15 protein-coding genes and 2 tRNA genes are annotated in these 17,140 nt (G+C 71.9%); 6 read left to right on the forward strand and 11 right to left on the reverse strand.

Annotated features, from left to right (window positions below; all coding sequences use genetic code 11):
* Positions 1-63: 63 nt before the first annotated feature.
* Positions 64-153: transfer RNA gene (locus tag PCC79_RS15370), tRNA-Ser, on the reverse strand.
* Positions 154-257: 104 nt separating this feature from the next.
* Here PCC79_RS15370 and PCC79_RS15375 point away from each other — a divergent pair.
* Complete coding sequence (locus PCC79_RS15375; RefSeq protein WP_342372347.1) at positions 258-1,925, forward strand: LCP family protein; 1,668 nt, start codon at positions 258-260, stop codon at positions 1,923-1,925.
* Positions 1,926-1,946: 21 nt separating this feature from the next.
* On the opposite strand, the gene PCC79_RS15380 is transcribed toward PCC79_RS15375, so the two are convergent.
* Both PCC79_RS15380 and PCC79_RS15385 read right to left on the reverse strand, forming a co-directional pair.
* Positions 1,947-2,393 (reverse strand): hypothetical protein, encoded by a 447-nt coding sequence (locus PCC79_RS15380; protein WP_342372348.1) that lies wholly within the window; start codon positions 2,391-2,393, stop codon positions 1,947-1,949.
* Between the two features lies 1 nt (position 2,394).
* Positions 2,395-2,479, reverse strand: a tRNA-Ser gene (locus PCC79_RS15385).
* Between the two features lie 44 nt (positions 2,480-2,523).
* Between PCC79_RS15385 and PCC79_RS15390 the strand changes: the two genes are divergently transcribed.
* From PCC79_RS15390 to PCC79_RS15400, 3 genes are read left to right on the forward strand one after another with little or no spacing between them, the layout of a single operon-like run.
* On the forward strand, positions 2,524-3,495 hold the full coding sequence (locus PCC79_RS15390) for an NAD(P)H-quinone oxidoreductase (protein WP_342372349.1): 972 nt from the start codon (positions 2,524-2,526) through the stop codon (positions 3,493-3,495).
* 42 nt (positions 3,496-3,537) lie between these two features.
* Entirely contained in the window at positions 3,538-4,767 is a 1,230-nt protein-coding gene (locus PCC79_RS15395) for an MFS transporter (RefSeq protein WP_342372350.1), read from the forward strand.
* Positions 4,764-5,462 (forward strand): hypothetical protein, encoded by a 699-nt coding sequence (locus PCC79_RS15400; protein WP_342372351.1) that lies wholly within the window; start codon positions 4,764-4,766, stop codon positions 5,460-5,462. The genes PCC79_RS15395 and PCC79_RS15400 overlap by 4 nt, the downstream gene beginning before the upstream one ends.
* A 13-nt stretch (positions 5,463-5,475) precedes the next feature.
* On the opposite strand, the gene PCC79_RS15405 is transcribed toward PCC79_RS15400, so the two are convergent.
* From PCC79_RS15405 to PCC79_RS15425, 5 genes are all read right to left on the reverse strand, one after another.
* Positions 5,476-6,330 carry an ABC transporter permease gene (locus PCC79_RS15405; RefSeq protein WP_232547197.1) on the reverse strand — a complete coding sequence of 285 codons (855 nt, stop codon included), beginning with the start codon at positions 6,328-6,330 and terminating at the stop codon, positions 5,476-5,478.
* Positions 6,330-7,184: an ABC transporter permease gene (locus PCC79_RS15410; protein ID WP_342372352.1), complete on the reverse strand. Its 855-nt coding sequence runs from the start codon at positions 7,182-7,184 to the stop codon at positions 6,330-6,332. Before PCC79_RS15410 ends, PCC79_RS15405 begins: the two co-directional genes overlap by 1 nt.
* The gene (locus PCC79_RS15415; protein WP_425325642.1) at positions 7,177-8,118 is read right to left on the reverse strand and encodes an ABC transporter ATP-binding protein; all 942 of its coding nucleotides are present in this window, start codon (positions 8,116-8,118) and stop codon (positions 7,177-7,179) included. Before PCC79_RS15415 ends, PCC79_RS15410 begins: the two co-directional genes overlap by 8 nt.
* 79 nt (positions 8,119-8,197) lie before the next feature.
* A complete protein-coding gene (locus PCC79_RS15420) occupies positions 8,198-8,656 on the reverse strand; it encodes a DUF1707 domain-containing protein (RefSeq protein WP_342372354.1) in 459 nt (152 codons plus the stop codon).
* 63 nt (positions 8,657-8,719) lie between these two features.
* Entirely contained in the window at positions 8,720-10,057 is a 1,338-nt protein-coding gene (locus PCC79_RS15425; protein ID WP_342372355.1) for a DUF4921 family protein, read from the reverse strand.
* Between the two features lie 115 nt (positions 10,058-10,172).
* Between PCC79_RS15425 and PCC79_RS15430 the strand changes: the two genes are divergently transcribed.
* Positions 10,173-11,144, forward strand: coding sequence for a magnesium transporter CorA family protein (locus tag PCC79_RS15430; RefSeq protein ID WP_342372356.1), 972 nt, complete (start codon positions 10,173-10,175; stop codon positions 11,142-11,144).
* Between the two features lie 123 nt (positions 11,145-11,267).
* Here the strand turns inward: PCC79_RS15430 and PCC79_RS15435 are convergent, their stop codons facing one another.
* Positions 11,268-12,785 (reverse strand): DUF222 domain-containing protein, encoded by a 1,518-nt coding sequence (locus PCC79_RS15435; RefSeq protein ID WP_342372357.1) that lies wholly within the window; start codon positions 12,783-12,785, stop codon positions 11,268-11,270.
* Between the two features lie 484 nt (positions 12,786-13,269).
* Positions 13,270-14,544 carry a serine--tRNA ligase gene (serS, locus tag PCC79_RS15440; RefSeq protein ID WP_232547190.1) on the reverse strand — a complete coding sequence of 425 codons (1,275 nt, stop codon included), beginning with the start codon at positions 14,542-14,544 and terminating at the stop codon, positions 13,270-13,272.
* Positions 14,545-14,638: 94 nt separating this feature from the next.
* Here serS and PCC79_RS15445 point away from each other — a divergent pair, with 94 nt between their 5' ends.
* Complete coding sequence (locus tag PCC79_RS15445) at positions 14,639-16,210, forward strand: diacylglycerol kinase family protein (protein ID WP_342372358.1); 1,572 nt, start codon at positions 14,639-14,641, stop codon at positions 16,208-16,210.
* Between the two features lie 4 nt (positions 16,211-16,214).
* On the opposite strand, the gene pheA is transcribed toward PCC79_RS15445, so the two are convergent.
* On the reverse strand, positions 16,215-17,132 hold the full coding sequence (pheA, locus tag PCC79_RS15450; protein ID WP_342372359.1) for a prephenate dehydratase: 918 nt from the start codon (positions 17,130-17,132) through the stop codon (positions 16,215-16,217).
* Positions 17,133-17,140: the final 8 nt, after the last annotated feature.

The raw sequence follows: 17,140 nt of genomic DNA on the forward strand, positions 1-17,140 counted from the left end.
GGCTGCGGTGCCCCCAGAAACAGGACGCCCCGCCGGCTGACGGGCAGCGGGCGGGACGCGCGGCGGAGGTGGCGGGATTTGAACCCGCGATGGGGTTAACCCCCAAACCCGCTTAGCAGGCGGGCGCCATAGACCGGACTAGGCGACACCTCCTCGGCCAAGAGCACAGGCTACCCGGGCAGGGAGCAGGCAGGCAAAACCTGCCGAGGCGTCCCCGAGTATGCTCACGATCATTCACCGATCCCGAACGGAGCGGCATGGCCACCGAGGCGAGCAGCGAGGACGACGCGACGCAGGCGTCCGATGCCGACCCCGCCCCTCAGCGCGCCCTGCCGGACGAGCCCGCCCCGATGCCGCACGCCACCCGCGCCCGCAGGGTGAGGGACCGCTGGACGTTCCCCGCGGCCCTCGGCTGGACCCTGCTCGGCGCGGTGCTGCCCGGGGCCGGGCTGCTGCGCACGCGCTGGCGCTCCGTCGGGGTCGTGATGCTGGTCGTGGTGGCGCTGCTGGCCGCCGTGGTCGGCTTGCTGTGGCTCGGCGGACGCGACCTGCTGCTCACCTCCGCACTCGACCCTGATGTGCTGACCGTGGTCGGCGTCGCGATCCCGCTGCTGGGGCTGGTGTGGGCTGCCTCCGTCGTCGTCACCCACCTCGCGTTGCGGCCGGCCGCGCCGACGGGCGTCCAACGGCTGCTGGGCTCGGTGGTGGTCGGGGCCCTGGTGCTGGCCATCGTGGCCCCCAGCTTTGTGGCGGCCCGCTCGGTCTACGACACCCGCGAGCTGATCGGCGGGGTGTTCACCGATGACGAGCCGGGCGCGACGCCCGAACCCACCTTCGGCACCGCCACCGACCCGTGGGCGAGCAAACCCCGCCTCAACATCCTGCTCCTGGGGGGTGACTCCGGGGAGTCGCGGGACGCGGCGCTCGGCATCCGCACCGACACCGTCATCCTCGCCTCCATCGACACCGAGACCGGCCTCACCACGCTGTTCAGCCTGCCCCGCCAGATCCAGCGCATGCCGTTCCCGGAGGGCTCGGCGCTGGCACAGCGGTGGCCCAACGGGTTCACCGACGGCTCGTCCTTCAACCCCGAGTACTCCCTCAACGCCCTGTACAACAACGTGCCGGCCATGGCCCCCGATCTGGTGCCCACCGGCGTGCGTGACCCGGCGGCCGAGATCCTGAAGATGTCGGTGGGGACGGCGCTGGGCCTCGACGTCGACTACTACGCCATGGTGAACATGGACGGCTTCATCGAGTTCGTCAATGCCCTGGGCGGTGTCACGGTCAACATCAACGAACCGGTTCCGGTCGGCGGCAGCGACGACGCCAACCGTCCGCCGGACCGCTGGCTCCCGCCCGGCCCCTCCCAACACCTCAACGGTACCGACGCCCTGTGGTTCGCCCGGGGCCGGTACGGCTCGGAGGCCGGCAACTACGCCCGCATGGCCCGGCAGCGCTGCGTGATCCAGGCCGTGGTGCAGCAGGCCAACCCCACCACCGTGCTCACCAACTACGAGGCGCTCTCCAAGGCGGGCCGCAACATCGTGCAGACCGACGTGCCCAACAGCCGGCTGCCGGCGCTGCTCGTGCTGGCCCGCAAGGTGCAGGGCCAGGCGCTGCAGAGCGTCAGCTTCGAGAACGCCGTCGACGGCTTCTCCACCGCCCGGCCGGACTGGGATCTCGTGCGCGCCCGCGTCCAAGAGGCCCTCGCGCCGCCGCCGGCGCCCGAGCCGGCACCGGAGGCGACGGTGACGTCCGCTCCGACCACGGCCCCGGCGCCGACCGAGACGGCCGCACCCGAGGCGTCCGACACCGCCGCGCCGGAGGCCACACCCACGCCCGAGACCGTGACCGACGAGTGCGCCTACAACCCCGCCTCGGCGGTGGTGACCCCCTCCCCCACGCCCACCGCGCGGGGCTGAGCCACCCGCGGAGCGCTGCGCTCAGATCAGCGTCGTGTACCCGCGGCTGTTGTCGAGCCGCTGCGCGATGTCGGCGGCGACGGCGTCCAGCGCCTCGGCCCGCTGCGGTGAGGCGACCAGGTGGACTCGCTCGTTGTCGCCGTGGTGCAGCGTGAGGCGTCCGGGGGCGCCGGTCATCCGCGTCACCTCCGCCCAGGCGCCGGACCGCTCCCCGCCGGGCTCGACGATGCGGTAGCCGTCGTTGTCCAGCTCCACCGTCACCTGCTGGCGCCGCGCGGCGGCCCAGGCGAGCGCGACCAGCACCAGCGCGAGCACGATCACGACCAACCCGACGACGCCCCAGGCCAGCGGCCAGCCCCAGGCGGACGCGCCGACGGTCAGGGCCGCCCCGGCGAGGGCGAGCGCGGCGGCGAGCCCGAACGCCCGGATCGCCGGGCTGGGCCTGAGGACGTGACGGGTCGACTCCACGCGGCGAGGGTGGGATTCGAACCCACGGAGCGTTGCCACTCGGCCGCTTTCAAGGCGGCTGCACTAGTCCACTATGCGACCTCGCCAAGGACGGCCTCATCCTACCGACTCGACACGTAGGCTCGAACCCATGCGAGCTGTGGTGAGGACGGCGGACGGCGGACCCGACGTGTTGCGCGTCGACGAGGTGGACACCCCGAGCCCGGGCGACGGTGACGTGCTCGTGCGCGTGGCGGCGGCCGGGGTCAACCGGGCCGACCTGCTGCAGCGCCGCGGCCACTACCCGCCGCCGAAGGGCGTGTCGGAGACCCTCGGCCTGGAGGTGTCGGGCCACATCGAGGCCGTTGGCGCCGGGGTGACGACGTGGTCGGTCGGCGACCCGGCGGTCGCCCTGCTGGCCGGCGGTGGCTACGCGGAGTACGTCGTCGTCCCGGCCGGCCAGGTCACGTCGCCGCCCGAGGGGGTCGACCTCCTGAGCGCGGCGGGTCTGATCGAGGTGGCCGCCACGGTGGTCTCGAACATGGACCACGCCGGCCTGCGCGACGGCGAGACCCTCCTCGTGCACGGCGGCACCGGCGGGGTCGGGAGCTTCGCGATCCAGTACGCCAAGGCCCGCGGCTGCACGGTGGCGACGACGGCCGGTTCGGACGCCAAGCTGGCCGTCTGCCGCGACCTGGGCGCCGACATCGCCCTCGACTACCACGGCGACTGGGTGGCCGAGCTGAAGGAGGCCACCGACGGCCGGGGCGTCGACGTGATCCTCGACATCATGGGCGCCAAGTACCTCGGCCCCAACGTCGCCTCGCTCGCCCGGGGCGGACGCCTCGTCGTCATCGGGCTGCAGGGCGGCGTGAAGGGCGAGCTGAACCTCAACGCGCTGCTCACCCGCAACGCCACGGTGACGGCCACTTCGCTGCGCTTCCGGCCCACCGAGCAGAAGGCCGAGATCGTGGCGCGGGTCGCGGAGTCGGTGTGGCCGCTCATCAGCGACCAGACGATCCGCCCCGCCGGCGAGACGCGGTTCGCCCTCGACGACGTCCGCGCCGCGCACGAGCACCTCGAGAGCGGCGACAACGTCGGCAAGGTCATCCTGGTCGTCTGACGCGCGTCCGGGCGCCCCCGGCGCCTGTGAGAGGCTTGCGCGGTGCAATTGTCGGCGTATCGCGCGGTGTGGGCGCACCCGGTGGTGCGTCAGGCCGCGATCCTCGGGTTTCTCGGCAAGGCGCCGTGGTTCGGCGCCGCGATCATCCTCACCCTGCACGTCGTGGACGGCCTCGGCCGCAGCTACGCGGCCGCCGGGCTGGTCACCGCCGTCTTCACCCTCGCGACCGCCGTCAGCTCGCCGTGGCGCGGCCGGTTGCTCGACACCGTCGGGCTGCGGCGCACCCTGATCCCCAGCCTGGTCGTCCTCCCGGTGGCGTTCCTGGCCGCCCCGTTCGTCGGCTACGGCTGGCTGCTGGTGGCGATGGCGGCCGTCGGGCTCCTCGCCGTGCCCTGGTTCGTCATCACCCGGCAGATGACCCTGGCGGCCGTGCCGGTCGAGCAACGCCGGACGGCGCTCGCCCTCGACTCGGTGCTCACCGAGCTGGCGTTCATGTTCGGGCCGCTGGCCGGCGTCCTGGCCGCCACCACGTGGGACACCGGCTGGGCGCTGGTGACCTTCGCCCTGCTGAGCCTGCTCGGCGCGCTCGGTTTCGTCGTGGTCAATCCCCCGCTGGTCGCGCCCGTGCGTCCGGACGCCGCCGCCGACGCGACGCCGCGCGCCGGGATGCGCACTTGGCTGAACCGCGCCGTGGCGACGACGTTCGTGGCGAACGTGGCCATCGCGTTCACCCTCGCGGGCTCCGACCTCGCGATCGTCGGCGCGATGCGCGCCATGGGCACCACCCACCTGCTGGGCGTCGTGCTGGCGGTGTGGGCGTCCGGCTCGCTGATCGGCGGACTGATCTACGGGGGGCTCACCGGCCGGACGATCCCCCTCACCTTCTTGGTGGCCGGCCTGGCGCTGACCACCCTGCTCGGGTCGCTGGGAGTGACCTGGTGGCTGCTGAGCCTCGCCATGATGGGCGCCGGGCTGTTCTGCGCCACGAGCCTCGCGGCGGCGGTCGAGCGCATCAGCCACCACGTGCCCGAGCGGTACCGCGGCGAGGCGCTGGGCTGGCAGGGAACCTTCGCCACGGCCGGCAACGCCTTGGCTCCCCCGGTGGTGGGGTGGGTCATCGACCACCAGGGCTGGCAGGCCGGTTTCCTCGCCACCGGGGGCGTCGGGTTGCTCCTCGCCGCGCTGGGCTGGCTCGTGCTCGTGGCCGGGGTGCGGACCCGCCGCAGAATCCACGCAACCCAAAGGGGGCGTCCTTCGTCGTTGTCGGCATGAGTATCTCCACCGGCCGTCGTGCCATCGCCGCCACCCTCACCGCCATGACGCTCATCGCGCCCCTCACCGCCCCCGCCGCCGCCGTCGCGACCGAACTCTCCGCCAGCTCCACCGTCACGACCACCACGGCGACCTCCGGCATCAGCCTGGTGCCCGATTCCGCGCGCCGACCCAAGGCGAGCACCGTGGTGCCCGGCCGCGTCGCCCTCCGCGCCCGCGACTTCACGGTGCGCCAGGTGCTGGGCTTCGACAGTGGCCAGAGCCCGCTGCAACCCGCCGCCGGGGGGCAGTACTGCGACACCAGCAACAACGGCGCCACCGGCCTCGAGCCAACGCCGCTGGGTGGGCGGCAGTGGTCCTGGTACGCCACCGACGGCAGCGTCGGCACGACCCACGTCGTCACCGCGTGGGCCGACGGTGACGGCGCGCTGGCCGACCTCGCGCACGACACCGGCGCCTGCCGCTTCGACACCGCCGGGGTGGAGGACTACGCCGTGACGCTCGCCGACCACGACGCGTTCGCCGCCACCTACCGGGTCGGTGAGGTGCACACGGCCGTCCACACCGTGCTGGTGCGCAACACGTTGGTCTCGGTGACCGTGGACGACTGGACCGGCGCCCTCGACGAGGCGGCCGAGGCGCAGCGGCTGGCCGAGCGCAGCGCCAAGGTCGTGGCCCGGACGCGGCTGCCCTGACGCGGCGGGCGGCTCAGCGCAGGAACAGCTTGCGCAGCCGCAGCGTCACCGCGGTGATGCCGATCACGCTGATCACCACGAAGTACAGCGCGTGACCGGCCGAGGCCGCGGTGACGTAGCCGACCGACAACTGCCGCATGAGCTCCACGCCGTGCCACAGCGGCATCGCCATCACGAACCACTGCACCGGCTCGGGGTAGACCGTGATCGGGTAGAGCGTCGCCGAGAACAGGAACATCGGCAGCAGCACCATGGGCACCAGGTCCAGCTGCTGGAAGCTCTTCATGTAGCTCGTGACCGCCATGCCGACGGACGCGAACCCGAGCGCGATCAGCACCGCCACGGGGATCATCGCCAGGGCCCACCAGCTCGTGACGAGCCCCATCACGGTGAGCACCCCGAGGAAGCCGACGGCGTACAGGAAGCCCCGGAACAGGGCCATGAAGATCTCGCCGATGGCGACGTCCATGGGGCCGAGCGAGGTCTGCAGCATGCCCTCGTAGAGCTTGGAGTAGCGCATCTTGAAGAACACGTTGTTGACCGAGTCGTACACCGCGCCGTTCATCGCCGAGGTCGCCAGCAGCGCCGGCGCGATGTACATGGCGTAGCTGACCGGCTGGCCGTCCGGGCCAGGCACGCTGCCCACCAGGGCCCCCATGCCGACGCCCATGGCGAGCAGATAGAACACCGGCTCGAAGAACCCGGTGGCCACCACGCCCCAGTTGGCGCTGCGGATGACGCGGAACCCGCGCGCGATCACGGCGCGCGCGTTGCCCGCGTAGAGGTTCGCGATCCACCCCGGACGCCGCCGCAGCCGCTCCTTGGTGGCGGCCATGACGTCGGTGGGCCCGGTGCTCGGGGCGTCCATCAGCCCACCAGCCGCTTCGCGAACGTGCGGCCGGCCCACCACTGCCCGGCCAAAATCAGCGCCAGCGGGTACAGCACGTGGACGGCCGTCAGCCACGGCGGGTTCGCCATGCCGTAGGACGCCATCCGCGCCAGCTGGGTGCCGTGCCACATCGGTGAGATCCACCCGACCCACTGCAGGTACGCCGGCATGACCGACAGCGGGAAGAAGGTGCCGGCGAACAGGAACATCGGCATCACCACGAGCCGCTGGATGAAGTTGAACTGCAGCCCCTCGTTCTCGACGGTGGCCGAGTACGCCATGAGCAGGGTGAACATCGCGAGCCCGGCCAGCGTGACCGCGGGAATCGCCAGCAGCGCGGACGCCGACGGCCACGCCCCGAACAGCGCGGCCATGAGCCAGAAGATCACGGCCTGCAGCACGAGCCGGACGCCGATCGCGGTCGTCTCGCCGAGGGCCATCTGCCCCGGCTCCAGGGGCGTGGAGTACCCCGCGAGGTAGTTCTTCTGCCACTTGAAGCCGCCGAAGATCGGCCAGGTGCCGAACTGCGCCCCGGTCGTCGCCACCGTGGCGGCCAGCAGGCCGGGCGCGACGAACGTGAGGTACGAGACGCCGTCCACGTCCCCCTGGACGATCGCGCCGAGGCCGAGGCCCATCGCGGCGAGGTAGAGCACCGGGTTGCCGAACGCGACGGCAAGCCAGGTGGCGAGGAACGGCGTCTCGGCGACCTGACGGTAACCGGCGTACTGCAGCCAGCCCCAGCGGCGGGTCCGGGCGGCCAGGGCGTGGTGGTCGAGGCCGGTGAAGGTGACGCGGGGGCCGGCGTCCGCCCCCGGGGTGCCCGTGTCAGTCAATGAGGGACCTCCCCGTGAGGCGGAGGAAGACGTCCTCCAGCGAGGTGCGCCGCACGAGCTGCGTCAGCGGGTTGAGGGCACGGCGGTTGATCTCCTCCAGCATCGCCTCACCGTCGTCGGTGTAGAGCAGGATGCGGTCGGGCAGCACCTCCAGGCCGGCCCGGCTGCGCTGCCCGTCGGCCACCAGCGCGGCCAGCTCGGCCTGCATCTCGGCGTTGCGGGCCGAGCCGAAGCGCACCTCGACGACCTCCCGGGTGGTGTGCTCCTGGATGAGGCCGCGCGGGGATCCCTCGGCCACGATGCGCCCGTGGTCGACCACGACGAGCCGGTCGCACAGCTGCTCGGCCTCGTCCATGAAGTGGGTGGTGAGCACGAGCGTGACCCCCTGCTCCTTGAGGCGGAACAGCCGGTCCCACAGGATGTGACGCGCCTGGGGGTCGAGGCCGGTGGTCGGCTCGTCGAGCAGCAGGATGCGCGGCTCGTTGATGAGGCCGCGCGCGATGGTGAGGCGGCGCTTCATGCCACCGGACAGGGCCGTGACCTTGGCGTCCGCCTTGTCGGTGAGCTGGGCGAACTCGAGCAGCTCGGGCACCTTGGCCTTCAGGTAGGCCCGCGGCAGCCCGAAGTAGCGGCCGTACACGTAGAGGTTGTCGCGGGCGCGCAACTCCTCGTCCAGCGCATCGGCCTGCGGGACGACACCGAGGGACGCCCGCACCTCCGGCCCGTGGCGCTCCGGGTCGAGCCCCAGCACGCTGAGGGTGCCCGCCGTGCGCAGCGACGTGCCGCCGATCATGCGCATGGTGGTGGACTTGCCGGCCCCGTTGGGGCCGAGCAGGCCGAAGGACTCCCCCGGCGCCACGTCGAACGAGATGGCGTCGACGGCGGTGAAGTCACCGTAGGTCTTGGTGAGCTCTCGGGCCTCGATCACGGACACGGCGGTGACGCTACCGCCCGCCTCCGACATTGGCCAAAGGGTTCCGGTGCGCCCTACGCTGCCGTCGTCCCGACCGTGGTCAATCGCCGCGTTCTGCCTGGCGGTCGGGGAACAGGTAGGCGACCACCACGGGGATTCCCGTGCCGATCATCGGCCAGATGGGCCAGTAGTAGAACGGCTCGCTGCCCGACAGCAGCCAGCTCATCAGCCAGATGACGTTGAACAGCACCGCGAGCCCGAGCCACGACCGGATCGCCGCGCCCCGCACCCGGCGCACCGGCGTCTGCGGGGGTTGGGGGCGGGCCGCCACGGTGATGTCGCCCAGGAGCGGCACGAGCTCCCCCAGCCGTTTGGCCTGCAACACCCCGGCGAGCCGCTCGCCGTGCTCGATCGAGTCGAGGCGTCCGTCACTGAAGGCGGCGTTGATGACCTCGGCGGCCACGTCGCGGTCGGCGTCGCTCGCGCGCATGTCGCCGTGTGTGTGCGGGTCGGCGCTGAAACGCGACCACAGGGGGCGTTCGGGCAGGGACTCAGACATGCAACACCTCTCCGTCGTCCTGCGGCGAGCCTAACGCCGCCGCCCGCCCGGGGCCGCCCCCGCTCAGCGTGAGGGACGGGCGTAGCGCAAGGTGTTGGGCCGGCAGGGGGCCTCGAAGGCGATCTTGAGGTCGTCGGCCACCCTGTGCTCGGCGCGCAGCGCGAACAGTCGCTCCACCACGCGATCGCGCAGCATCACCGGCGTGATGGTGTTGAGGTAGATCTTGGTCGCCCCCTCGAACCCCGCCAGCGTCGAGATGCGCCACTTCAGCATGACGCGCCACGGCATGGCCAGGTCGACGTCGATGGGGCGGTAGTGCCACTCCTCATTGCACGGGATGTCCGCGCCGGTCGCGGCCTGCATGGCGTGGATCATGTCGGCCATGCCGCGCAGTTCCTCCGGCCTGAGCTCCCACGGGTCGGAGGTGGGTGAGGTGCTGTAGATCTCGATGGTGGGGAACCGGTGCCCGAAGCCCGCGAACGCGATCGCGTGATCGTTCTCGGCGATGACGAGGTTCTTGCGCGCGGCGTAGTTGGTCGCCACGTCATTGAAGAGGTTGGGATTCTGCCGCAGCTTGGCCAGCGTCGCCTCGTGCTGGACGCCGCGCTCGTCGATCGCCACGAGCTGCTTGTGCAGGTGGTCGAACGACGCCCCCGCCGGCTTGAGCCAGTTCTGGAACACCGTCACGTACCGCGCGTACCGGTTCAGCTCGTACAGCGCCTTCACCGACTCCACGGTGAACCGGATGAACTCCCGGTGCTCCTCGATCGACAGGGTGCCCGAGGACGCCAGTTGGGTGGTGTCGGTGGCGCCGTCGACGTAGTGGCGCCGGGCGACGATGAGATCGTGCCCGCCCCCGAAGAAGCCGGACGCCGCCGCCACGACCTCGTCGCGGCCCAGGGCGTTCACCTCCGCCTCCCCGAGCCCGGCGGCGCGCAGCTTCATGGCGACCACCCGTCGCACGTGCTCCCAGCCCGCGGGCGAGGCCAGGTACGCCTCCCGGCGCGCCGCGACCCGGCTCGGCAGCGCATAACCGTAGTTGAGGTGCCAGTACTCGTAGCTGAGGATCTCGAAGAGATTGGAGACGCGCCGGAACGCCGCGGTGGTGGCGTGGAGCTCCTCGGCCGGCGTCCGGTAGTGGGTCTCCCAGGTGTCGTTGCCGCGGTGGACCACGCGCGCCTTCTCCGGCGGGGTCTCCAGGTAGCGCTTCTCACAGAAGGCACAGTGCGCGCCGTCGGCGTCCGGATCCAGCGGCAGCGCCGGCCCGGACGCCCCGCCGAGCGGCCGGTTGCCGCGGCCCGGCACGGTCCACACCTCCGTGCCCGTGAACGGGTTGAGCTGTTTGACGGTGCCATCGGCCAGGGTCGTCACATACTCCGGCTCGCGCTGGTAGGGCTGCATCGGGCTCCTCACTCCGGCCACGGACGCCACGCTAGCGCGGCCACCTCCGACCCCGGGGCGGCGCGCACGCCGCGTCGCACCCCCGGCAAGCGCCGGACGGCAGGAAGATGGACGCATGGATTCGTTGGTCTCGGCCCGCGCGTGGCGCGACGGCGTGCCGGTCGAGCACGCGATCACGCGCAACGACCTCGTGACGGCCGCGCACGACCCGGACACCCTGGTGTGGGTCGACCTGCTCGCGCCCGAGGCGTCCGAGCTGGCGGAGGTGGCCGAGGAGTTGGGCCTGCCCGTGACCGCGGTGGAGGACGCCCTGGCCCCCAAGGAGCGCCCCAAGCTGATCCGGCACGAGTCGCACGTGTTCTTCACCGTCTACGCGGTGCACCGGGACGGAACCCGGCTCGGCTTCAGCCGCGTCTCGGGCTGGATGCTGCCGCATGCCCTCGTGACGATCCGGCTCGACGAACTCTTCGACGTCAGCACGGTCGAGCGGCGCTGGAAGGACAGCCCCGCCCTGCTCGCGGCCGGCGCAGGCGGGCTGGTGCACGGCCTGCTCGACACGGTGGTGGACGGCCACTTCGCCGCGATCCAGACCCTGGACGACGCCCTGGAGGCCATCGAGGACACGCTGTTCGACGACCGGCCCACGAGCACGGCGTTCGCGCGATCCGTCTACGCCCTCCGCAAGGATCTCGTCGCTCTGCGCCGCATCGTGCTGCCCATGCGGGAGGTCGTGAGCGGGCTGCTGCGGCACCCCGGCACGGACGCCCCCGTCCTGCGGCCCTGGTACGACGACCTGTACGACCACGTGCTGCGCGCCTCGGAGTGGACCGAGTCCTTGCGCGACCTGGTGACGAGCGCTTTCGAGACAAACCTGTCCCTCACCGACGCGCGCCTCAACACGATCATGAAGAAGCTGGCGGGCTGGGCCGCGATCATCGCCGTCCCCACGGCGATCACGGGTTGGTTTGGGCAGAACATCCCGTTCCCCGGCGACGGGCAGCCGCTCGGCCTGTGGTTGTCCGCCGCCCTGATCCTCGTCTGCAGCCTGGCGCTCTACGTCGCCTTCCGCCGCCGCGACTGGTTGTGATGACGCGCACGAGCGTGGCTGAGTTGCATGGCCCCACGACCGAGTGGCTCAGTGGGTGACGTGGCTCAGGGCGCGGGCATGACAGCGCCCCCCTGCGCTCACACGCAGGGGGCCGGGGCTTCCTCAGGCGGGGGGTTCGGGTTCCAGCGGCGGCGGCTCCTCGCGCAACCACCACCGGTCACCCGGCGCAGTGGGCCGCCGGGCCATCACCGTGCCGGCCGCCGAGACGGTGTACTCATAGCCGGCGCGACTGCGCCAGCAATACGTCCCCGGCGTCGGCTGGGTCACCTGCCAACCACCGTGGGTCTTCACTCGATGGCTGAAGCGGGCGAGCGGCCCGAGATTGGTGAGATTCGTCTGCCCAGCCCCGGGTGGCGCCCCGGCGTCGAACGGTTGGGTGTGGTCGGTGTCGCAGGCCCGAGCGGCGCGCGTCCCGAAGGGGAAGACGTCCACCGGATTGCGCTGGTGGAGCGCGAACCGCATTACCTCGGGCACCTCGTAGGCGTCCGAGGGAGCGAGCGCCTCCGGATCAAGGATCGGCCTCACCGTCACCTGACAACCGGACAACACCTCGCGCACCTGCGAGGCGAGCACATGGCCCCACCGCTCCACCTCGGCCACCCCACGCTCGGGGGCCGGCAGGTCGACGCGGTTGATGTGGACGACGACCGTCGCCCGGCGTGGCTGCCCTGCCGTGAGGTGATCACCCAGACGACCGAGCACTGCCAAACCGTCGTGGGCAGCGGTGGCGGGCCGCTCTGCTCCGAGCATCACTGCCGAGGGGGCCGCTGCTGCGAGCACCAGTGCCGAGGGCGCCTCTGACGTGGGCGCCTCTGAAGTGGACCCCTGTGCCGTGGGCAGCTCTTCCGCGGGCACCTCTGGTGCGAGGAGCGCGTCCTGGCCGAGGACGGCGCGCGCCAGCACGCCCAAGGCGGTCGCGCGCCGCACCTCATGGTCCTCAACGACGGGAAGCGCGGCGGCGACGACCGTGAGCGCATCATCGAGGGCGAGGCCGTCTCCCGCGCTCAGCCGCGCCGAAACGCCGCACGCGCCGTCCACGATGCCCTCCACGCGGACGTAGCGGCTGCTCTCCGCCTGTGCTGCGCGCTCAGCGGCCGCAGCCGGATCGGCCGCGAGCACCCAGCCCTCGACCTGGCGCATCACCCGGGGGAAGGGCTGCAGGCACGAAGCGATGGCGACCTGCGCGTCCACCCACAGGCAGGCATCCTGCGCGAGGCCCGCGCAGGCGTCCGTGACGAGGAACGCCTGCCACACGGGCACGAGGCCCGCGACCGTCGCCTCCCACAGCTGGGGGTGCCGATGCCGCAGGTTGAGAGCTCGGCGCACCTGCGCCCGGGCCGTATCGGTGCCGCACCGCATGAGCGCCGCGAGCTCGGCCACCACGAACTCCCCCACCTCCGGCGTCCCGTCGCCGCCGAACCGCACCAGGCGCTCGCAACCCTCCACGACCGTGGTGCCGGAAATGGCGTACGCGTCGCAGACGCGGCACAGCGCGATCAACTCGGCCACCTCGTCGGCCCGCTTCGCCGCGTGGGCATGCTCGAACGCGCTGTAGGCATCCGAGAGCACAGCCGGCACCACCGCGATGGATGCGGCGATAGAGGTGCGGGACTGGCTCATGACTCTAGATTAGCACCTGTGTTCGATTCCTGCAAGCGCATGAGCATCTCCCTGCCCGCGGCCGGGGCGAGACCGGTGATCGTCTCATTGCGAAAAGCGATCGGGGGCGTCGAATGAGCGCGGGGAGAGCGAGAGCCGCACTCACATGTTGCCCATCGCGACCCGCCGGAGCCCCTGGCCCCAGGCACGGCAACCAGCACCGGCGGCGGCTCCTCGTGGCTCAGCCCGGCTCACCTGGCGAACGTCGACCCCACGCTCGGCATCGCCACCTGGCGCACCTCAATCCCACCTGGCGCAGCGCGGCTCACCTGGAGGGCCGTGCAAGGCCCGCCACGTGAGCCCCGCTGCGCCACGTGATCAGCAACCCCGCCACGTGGGGCCAGCGGGCGCCACGTGATGGCCACGACGCCCCGATCGGCCCAAACCCCTGCCGCCAAGACCCTGCCACCAAGCCCCGGACCGCCAAACCCCTGCCGCCGAGCGCCTAACCGACCGGGGTCAGGGCGTCCCGGCCGCCGAAGTAGGGCCGCAGCGCCTCGGGCAGCCGGACGGAGCCGTCGGCCTGCTGGTGGTTCTCCAGGATCATGATGATCGTGCGCGTCATGGCGCACAGCGTGCCGTTGAGCGTGGCCAGCGGACGGGTGCCGTCGGCGTCCTTCATGCGCATGTTGAGCCGCCGGGCCTGGAACTCGGTGCAGTTCGAGGTCGACGTGATCTCCCGGTAGCGCTCCTGGGTCGGCAGCCAGCCGTAGCAGTCGTACTTGCGGGCGGCCGACGAGCCGAGGTCGCCCGACGCCACGTCGAGCACCTGGTAGGGAATCTCCAGCGACTCGATGAACTCCTTCTCGAAGCCCAGCAGCTTCGCGTGCTCGGCCTCGGCGTCCTCCGGGGCGCAGTGGACGAACATCTCGGCCTTGTCGAACCAGTGGACGCGGAAGATGCCGCGCGTGTCCTTGCCGTAGGCGCCGGCCTCACGGCGGAAGCACGACGACCAGCCGACGTAGTGCCGCGGCAGGGTCTCGGCGGGCAGGATCTCGTCGGCATGGTAGGCCGCCAGCGCCACCTCGGAGGTACCGACGAGATACAGGTCGTCGCGCTCGAGGTGGTAGACGTCCTCGGCCGCCTGGCCGAGGAAGCCGGTGCCCGCCATCGCCTCGGGCTTCACCAGCGAGGGCACGATCATCGGCGTGAATCCCCACGACGCCGCCTTGGCCATCGCGTGCTGCAGCAGCGCGAACTCGAGCTGGGCGACCTGCCCCTTGAGGTAGTAGAAGCGGGAACCCGACACCTTCGCGCCCCGCTCCATGTCGATGCCGTCGAGCAGCTCGCCGATCTCGAGGTGGTCGCGCGGAGTGAACCCCTCGGCCGCGAAGTCGCGCGGCGTGCCCCAGGTGTCGATGACGTACAGGTCGTCCTCGCCACCGGTCGGCACCCCGTCGATCACCAGGTTGCCCAGCGCCCCCATCAGCGTCTCGTAGGTCTCCTTCGCCCGCTCGGCCTCGGCCTGGGCCTCCTTGACCTCGGCCGACAGCTCCCGGGTGCGGCCGAGCAGCTCCTGCTTCTCCTCGCCCTGGGCCCGCGGGATGCGCGACGACAACGCCTTCTGCTCGGCCCGCAGCCCTTCGGAGGTGGCGATCAGCTCGCGGCGACGCTCGTCGGCGGCCAGCAGCTCGTCCACCAGCTCGACGGACTCACCGCGCGCCGCCTGGCTGCGGCGGATGCGGTCGGGGTCGGTGCGCAGAATCTTCGGGTCGATCACGGTCCCCGAGTCTATCGCCGGACGCCGGCGCCACGGCGCGTCCAGAACGGGCCCCGTCACGCGGACTGTCGGCCCCGGGTGCCACACTGGGGGCATGCGCGCGAAGATCGGCCCCGCCCACGTGTTCTTCCTTGTCACGACCGCCTTGTTCATCCTGTGGACGTGGCTGACCCTGGGCACGTCGGCGCTCGCGGGTCTGGACGCACTCTCCGATGGCCCGGGCGTCGATCCGGCCTCGCCCTGGGGTCAGGTGCTGGCCGCGATCGCGGTGGTGACCGTGCCGGTCGTCCAGTTCGTCGGGCTGGCCCTCCTGGCGTTCTGGGCCTCGCGCCGCCGGCTGAACAACCTCGCCTGGGCCGCAGGCCTGGCCATCCCGTTCACGTTCGGCGCCTACCAGGGCCTCAAGGCCCTCTTCGCGCGGCCCCGCCCGGCCGGCGTGCCCCCGCTGATCACCGCCGAGGGGTACTCCTACCCCTCGGCGCACATGGCCGCCCTCACGGTGCTGTGCGTCATGCTCGTCGCCGGGCTGATCCTCGTCCGTCAGCGTCACCTCTTCATCTGGCTCGCGGCCGCCGGTCTCACGCTCTTGTGGTGGTTCATCGCCTACGACCGATGGGCCCTGCGCGCCCACCACCTCACCGACATCATCGGCGGCGGGTTCCTCGGGGGCGCGTTGGCCTCGCTGGCTCTCGCCCTCGCCGGCGTCCACGTGGGCAAACTGCCGGAGCTCACGCGGGCCGCGACCAAGGACGACAAGCCCACCCGCCTGGCCGCCGTCATCTACAACCCCACGAAGATCCCCGACCCCGTCGTCTTCCGCCGCCACGTGCAGGGCGAGTGCGCCGAGCGCGGTTGGCAGGTGCCCTTGTGGCTGGAGACCGAGGCCGACAACCCCGGCGAGTCCGCCACCCGGCGCGCCCTGCGGCGCAAGGCCGACCTGGTGATGGTGGCCGGTGGGGACGGCACCGTGCGCGCCGTGTGCGGCGCCATGTCGGGCTCCTCGACACCCGTCGCGATTCTGCCCGCCGGCACCGGCAACCTCCTGGCCCGCAACCTGCACGTCCCCCTCGACATGGCCGACGCGCTCACCACGGCCTTCGACGGCACGCCCCGCACCATCGACCTCGTCGAGATCAAGGCCGACGACCAGGCTGCGGAGGCGTCCGCCGTGATGGCCGGCATGGGCACCGACGCCGCGATCATGGGTGACACGAACGAGGACCTGAAGAAGGTCGTCGGCCCCGCCGCCTACGTGGTCGCCGCCGCGAACGCGCTCAACCGGCCGCCGTTCGACGCGCGCCTGGAGGCCGACACCAAGACCCCCGAACAGGTGACGGCCTCCATGGTGCTCATCGCGAACGTGGGCCAGATCCAGGGCCAGCTCGACGTGGCCCCGGACGCGAGCCCCGACGACGGGCTCCTCGACATCCTCGTCGCGACCCCCCAGAACGTGGGCGAATGGGCCGCCATGGCCACGAGCATGCTCACGAAGTCCGACACCCGCGGCGTCCACCGCGCCCAGGCGAAGACGCTCGTCATCGAGACGTCCGAGCCCGTCGCCTACCAGCTCGACGGCGACGCCGTCGGCGAGTGCCGCCGCCTGGAGGCCACCATCGTCCCCGGCGCCGTGCGCGTGATGACACCGGCCAGCACACCCCGGTCGTAAGCGCTCAGGCGCGGTGCGGGCGGCCGAGCAGGTCGTCCATCCAGTGTTCGGCGGCGTCGTAATCGGCCGCGGTGAAGCCGCGGGCGATCTTGGGGCGGACGCCGTCGGCGCGCGGGTAGCTGCCCAAGAACGTCACCTCGCGGCACACCCGGTGCAGCCCCTTGAGCGTGCCGCGCATGCGGGGCTCGCCAACGTGCCCCTCCGCGTCGATCGAGAAGCAGTACTCGCCGTAGGCCTTCTTCGTCGGGCGGCTCTCGATGCGCGTCAGGTTCACCCCGCGCATCGCGAACTGCTCCAGGATCTCCAGCAGGGCGCCCGAGCGGTCGGCGTGCATGTAGGCCACCAGGGTCGTCTTGTCCGCACCCGTCGGCGCGGGCGTCTCCCCCGGCAGGCGCACGAGCACGAAACGCGTCACGGCGTCCGGGTTGTCCGCGATGTCGGACGCCGCCTCCTCCAGCCCGTAGAGCTCCGCGGCCACGGCGGCGCAGATCGCCGCGTCGTGCCGGCTCTCGGGATCGGCCACCTCTTGGGCGGCGGACGCCGTCGAGCCCCCCTCGGTGACGAGCGCCCCGGGGAGGTGGTTGGCGACCCAGGCCCGCGTCTGCGCGTGGGCGTGGGGGTGGGTGAGGACGCGGCGGACGTCACCCAGCGCCGTGCCGGGCCGCACCGCCAGGACGAACGACACCGGCATGATCACCTCCTGCGCGATCACCAGCGGACGCCCTGAAGCCAGGTTGTCCAGCGTGGCCGTGACGCCGCCCTCGACGGAGTTCTCGATCGGCACCAGCGCCGCGGTCACCTCACCGTCGCGCACCGCGTCCAGGGCCCGCGGCACCGTGGCGAACGGCAGCGCCTCCTCCGTCGTGATGCGCCGCAGCGCCTGGTGGGTGAAGGTTCCCGCAGGGCCGAAGTATCCGAGCACCGCAGCAG

This window comes from Propioniciclava soli (assembly GCF_038502305.1).
Taxonomy (GTDB): domain Bacteria; phylum Actinomycetota; class Actinomycetes; order Propionibacteriales; family Propionibacteriaceae; genus Propioniciclava; species Propioniciclava soli.

Excerpts from the sequence above, each read along its gene's own strand:
- PCC79_RS15400 (WP_342372351.1), top strand. The coding sequence starts at position 4,764 with ATGAGTATCTCCACCGGCCGTCGTGCCATCGCCGCCACCCTCACCGCC.
- PCC79_RS15435 (WP_342372357.1), bottom strand. The coding sequence starts at position 12,785 with ATGAGCCAGTCCCGCACCTCTATCGCCGCATCCATCGCGGTGGTGCCG.
- PCC79_RS15425 (WP_342372355.1), bottom strand. The coding sequence starts at position 10,057 with ATGCAGCCCTACCAGCGCGAGCCGGAGTATGTGACGACCCTGGCCGAT.
- PCC79_RS15390 (WP_342372349.1), top strand. The coding sequence starts at position 2,524 with ATGCGAGCTGTGGTGAGGACGGCGGACGGCGGACCCGACGTGTTGCGC.
- PCC79_RS15445 (WP_342372358.1), top strand. The coding sequence starts at position 14,639 with ATGCGCGCGAAGATCGGCCCCGCCCACGTGTTCTTCCTTGTCACGACC.
- PCC79_RS15375 (WP_342372347.1), top strand. The coding sequence starts at position 258 with ATGGCCACCGAGGCGAGCAGCGAGGACGACGCGACGCAGGCGTCCGAT.
- PCC79_RS15405 (WP_232547197.1), bottom strand. The coding sequence starts at position 6,330 with ATGGACGCCCCGAGCACCGGGCCCACCGACGTCATGGCCGCCACCAAG.
- PCC79_RS15430 (WP_342372356.1), top strand. The coding sequence starts at position 10,173 with ATGGATTCGTTGGTCTCGGCCCGCGCGTGGCGCGACGGCGTGCCGGTC.
- PCC79_RS15420 (WP_342372354.1), bottom strand. The coding sequence starts at position 8,656 with ATGTCTGAGTCCCTGCCCGAACGCCCCCTGTGGTCGCGTTTCAGCGCC.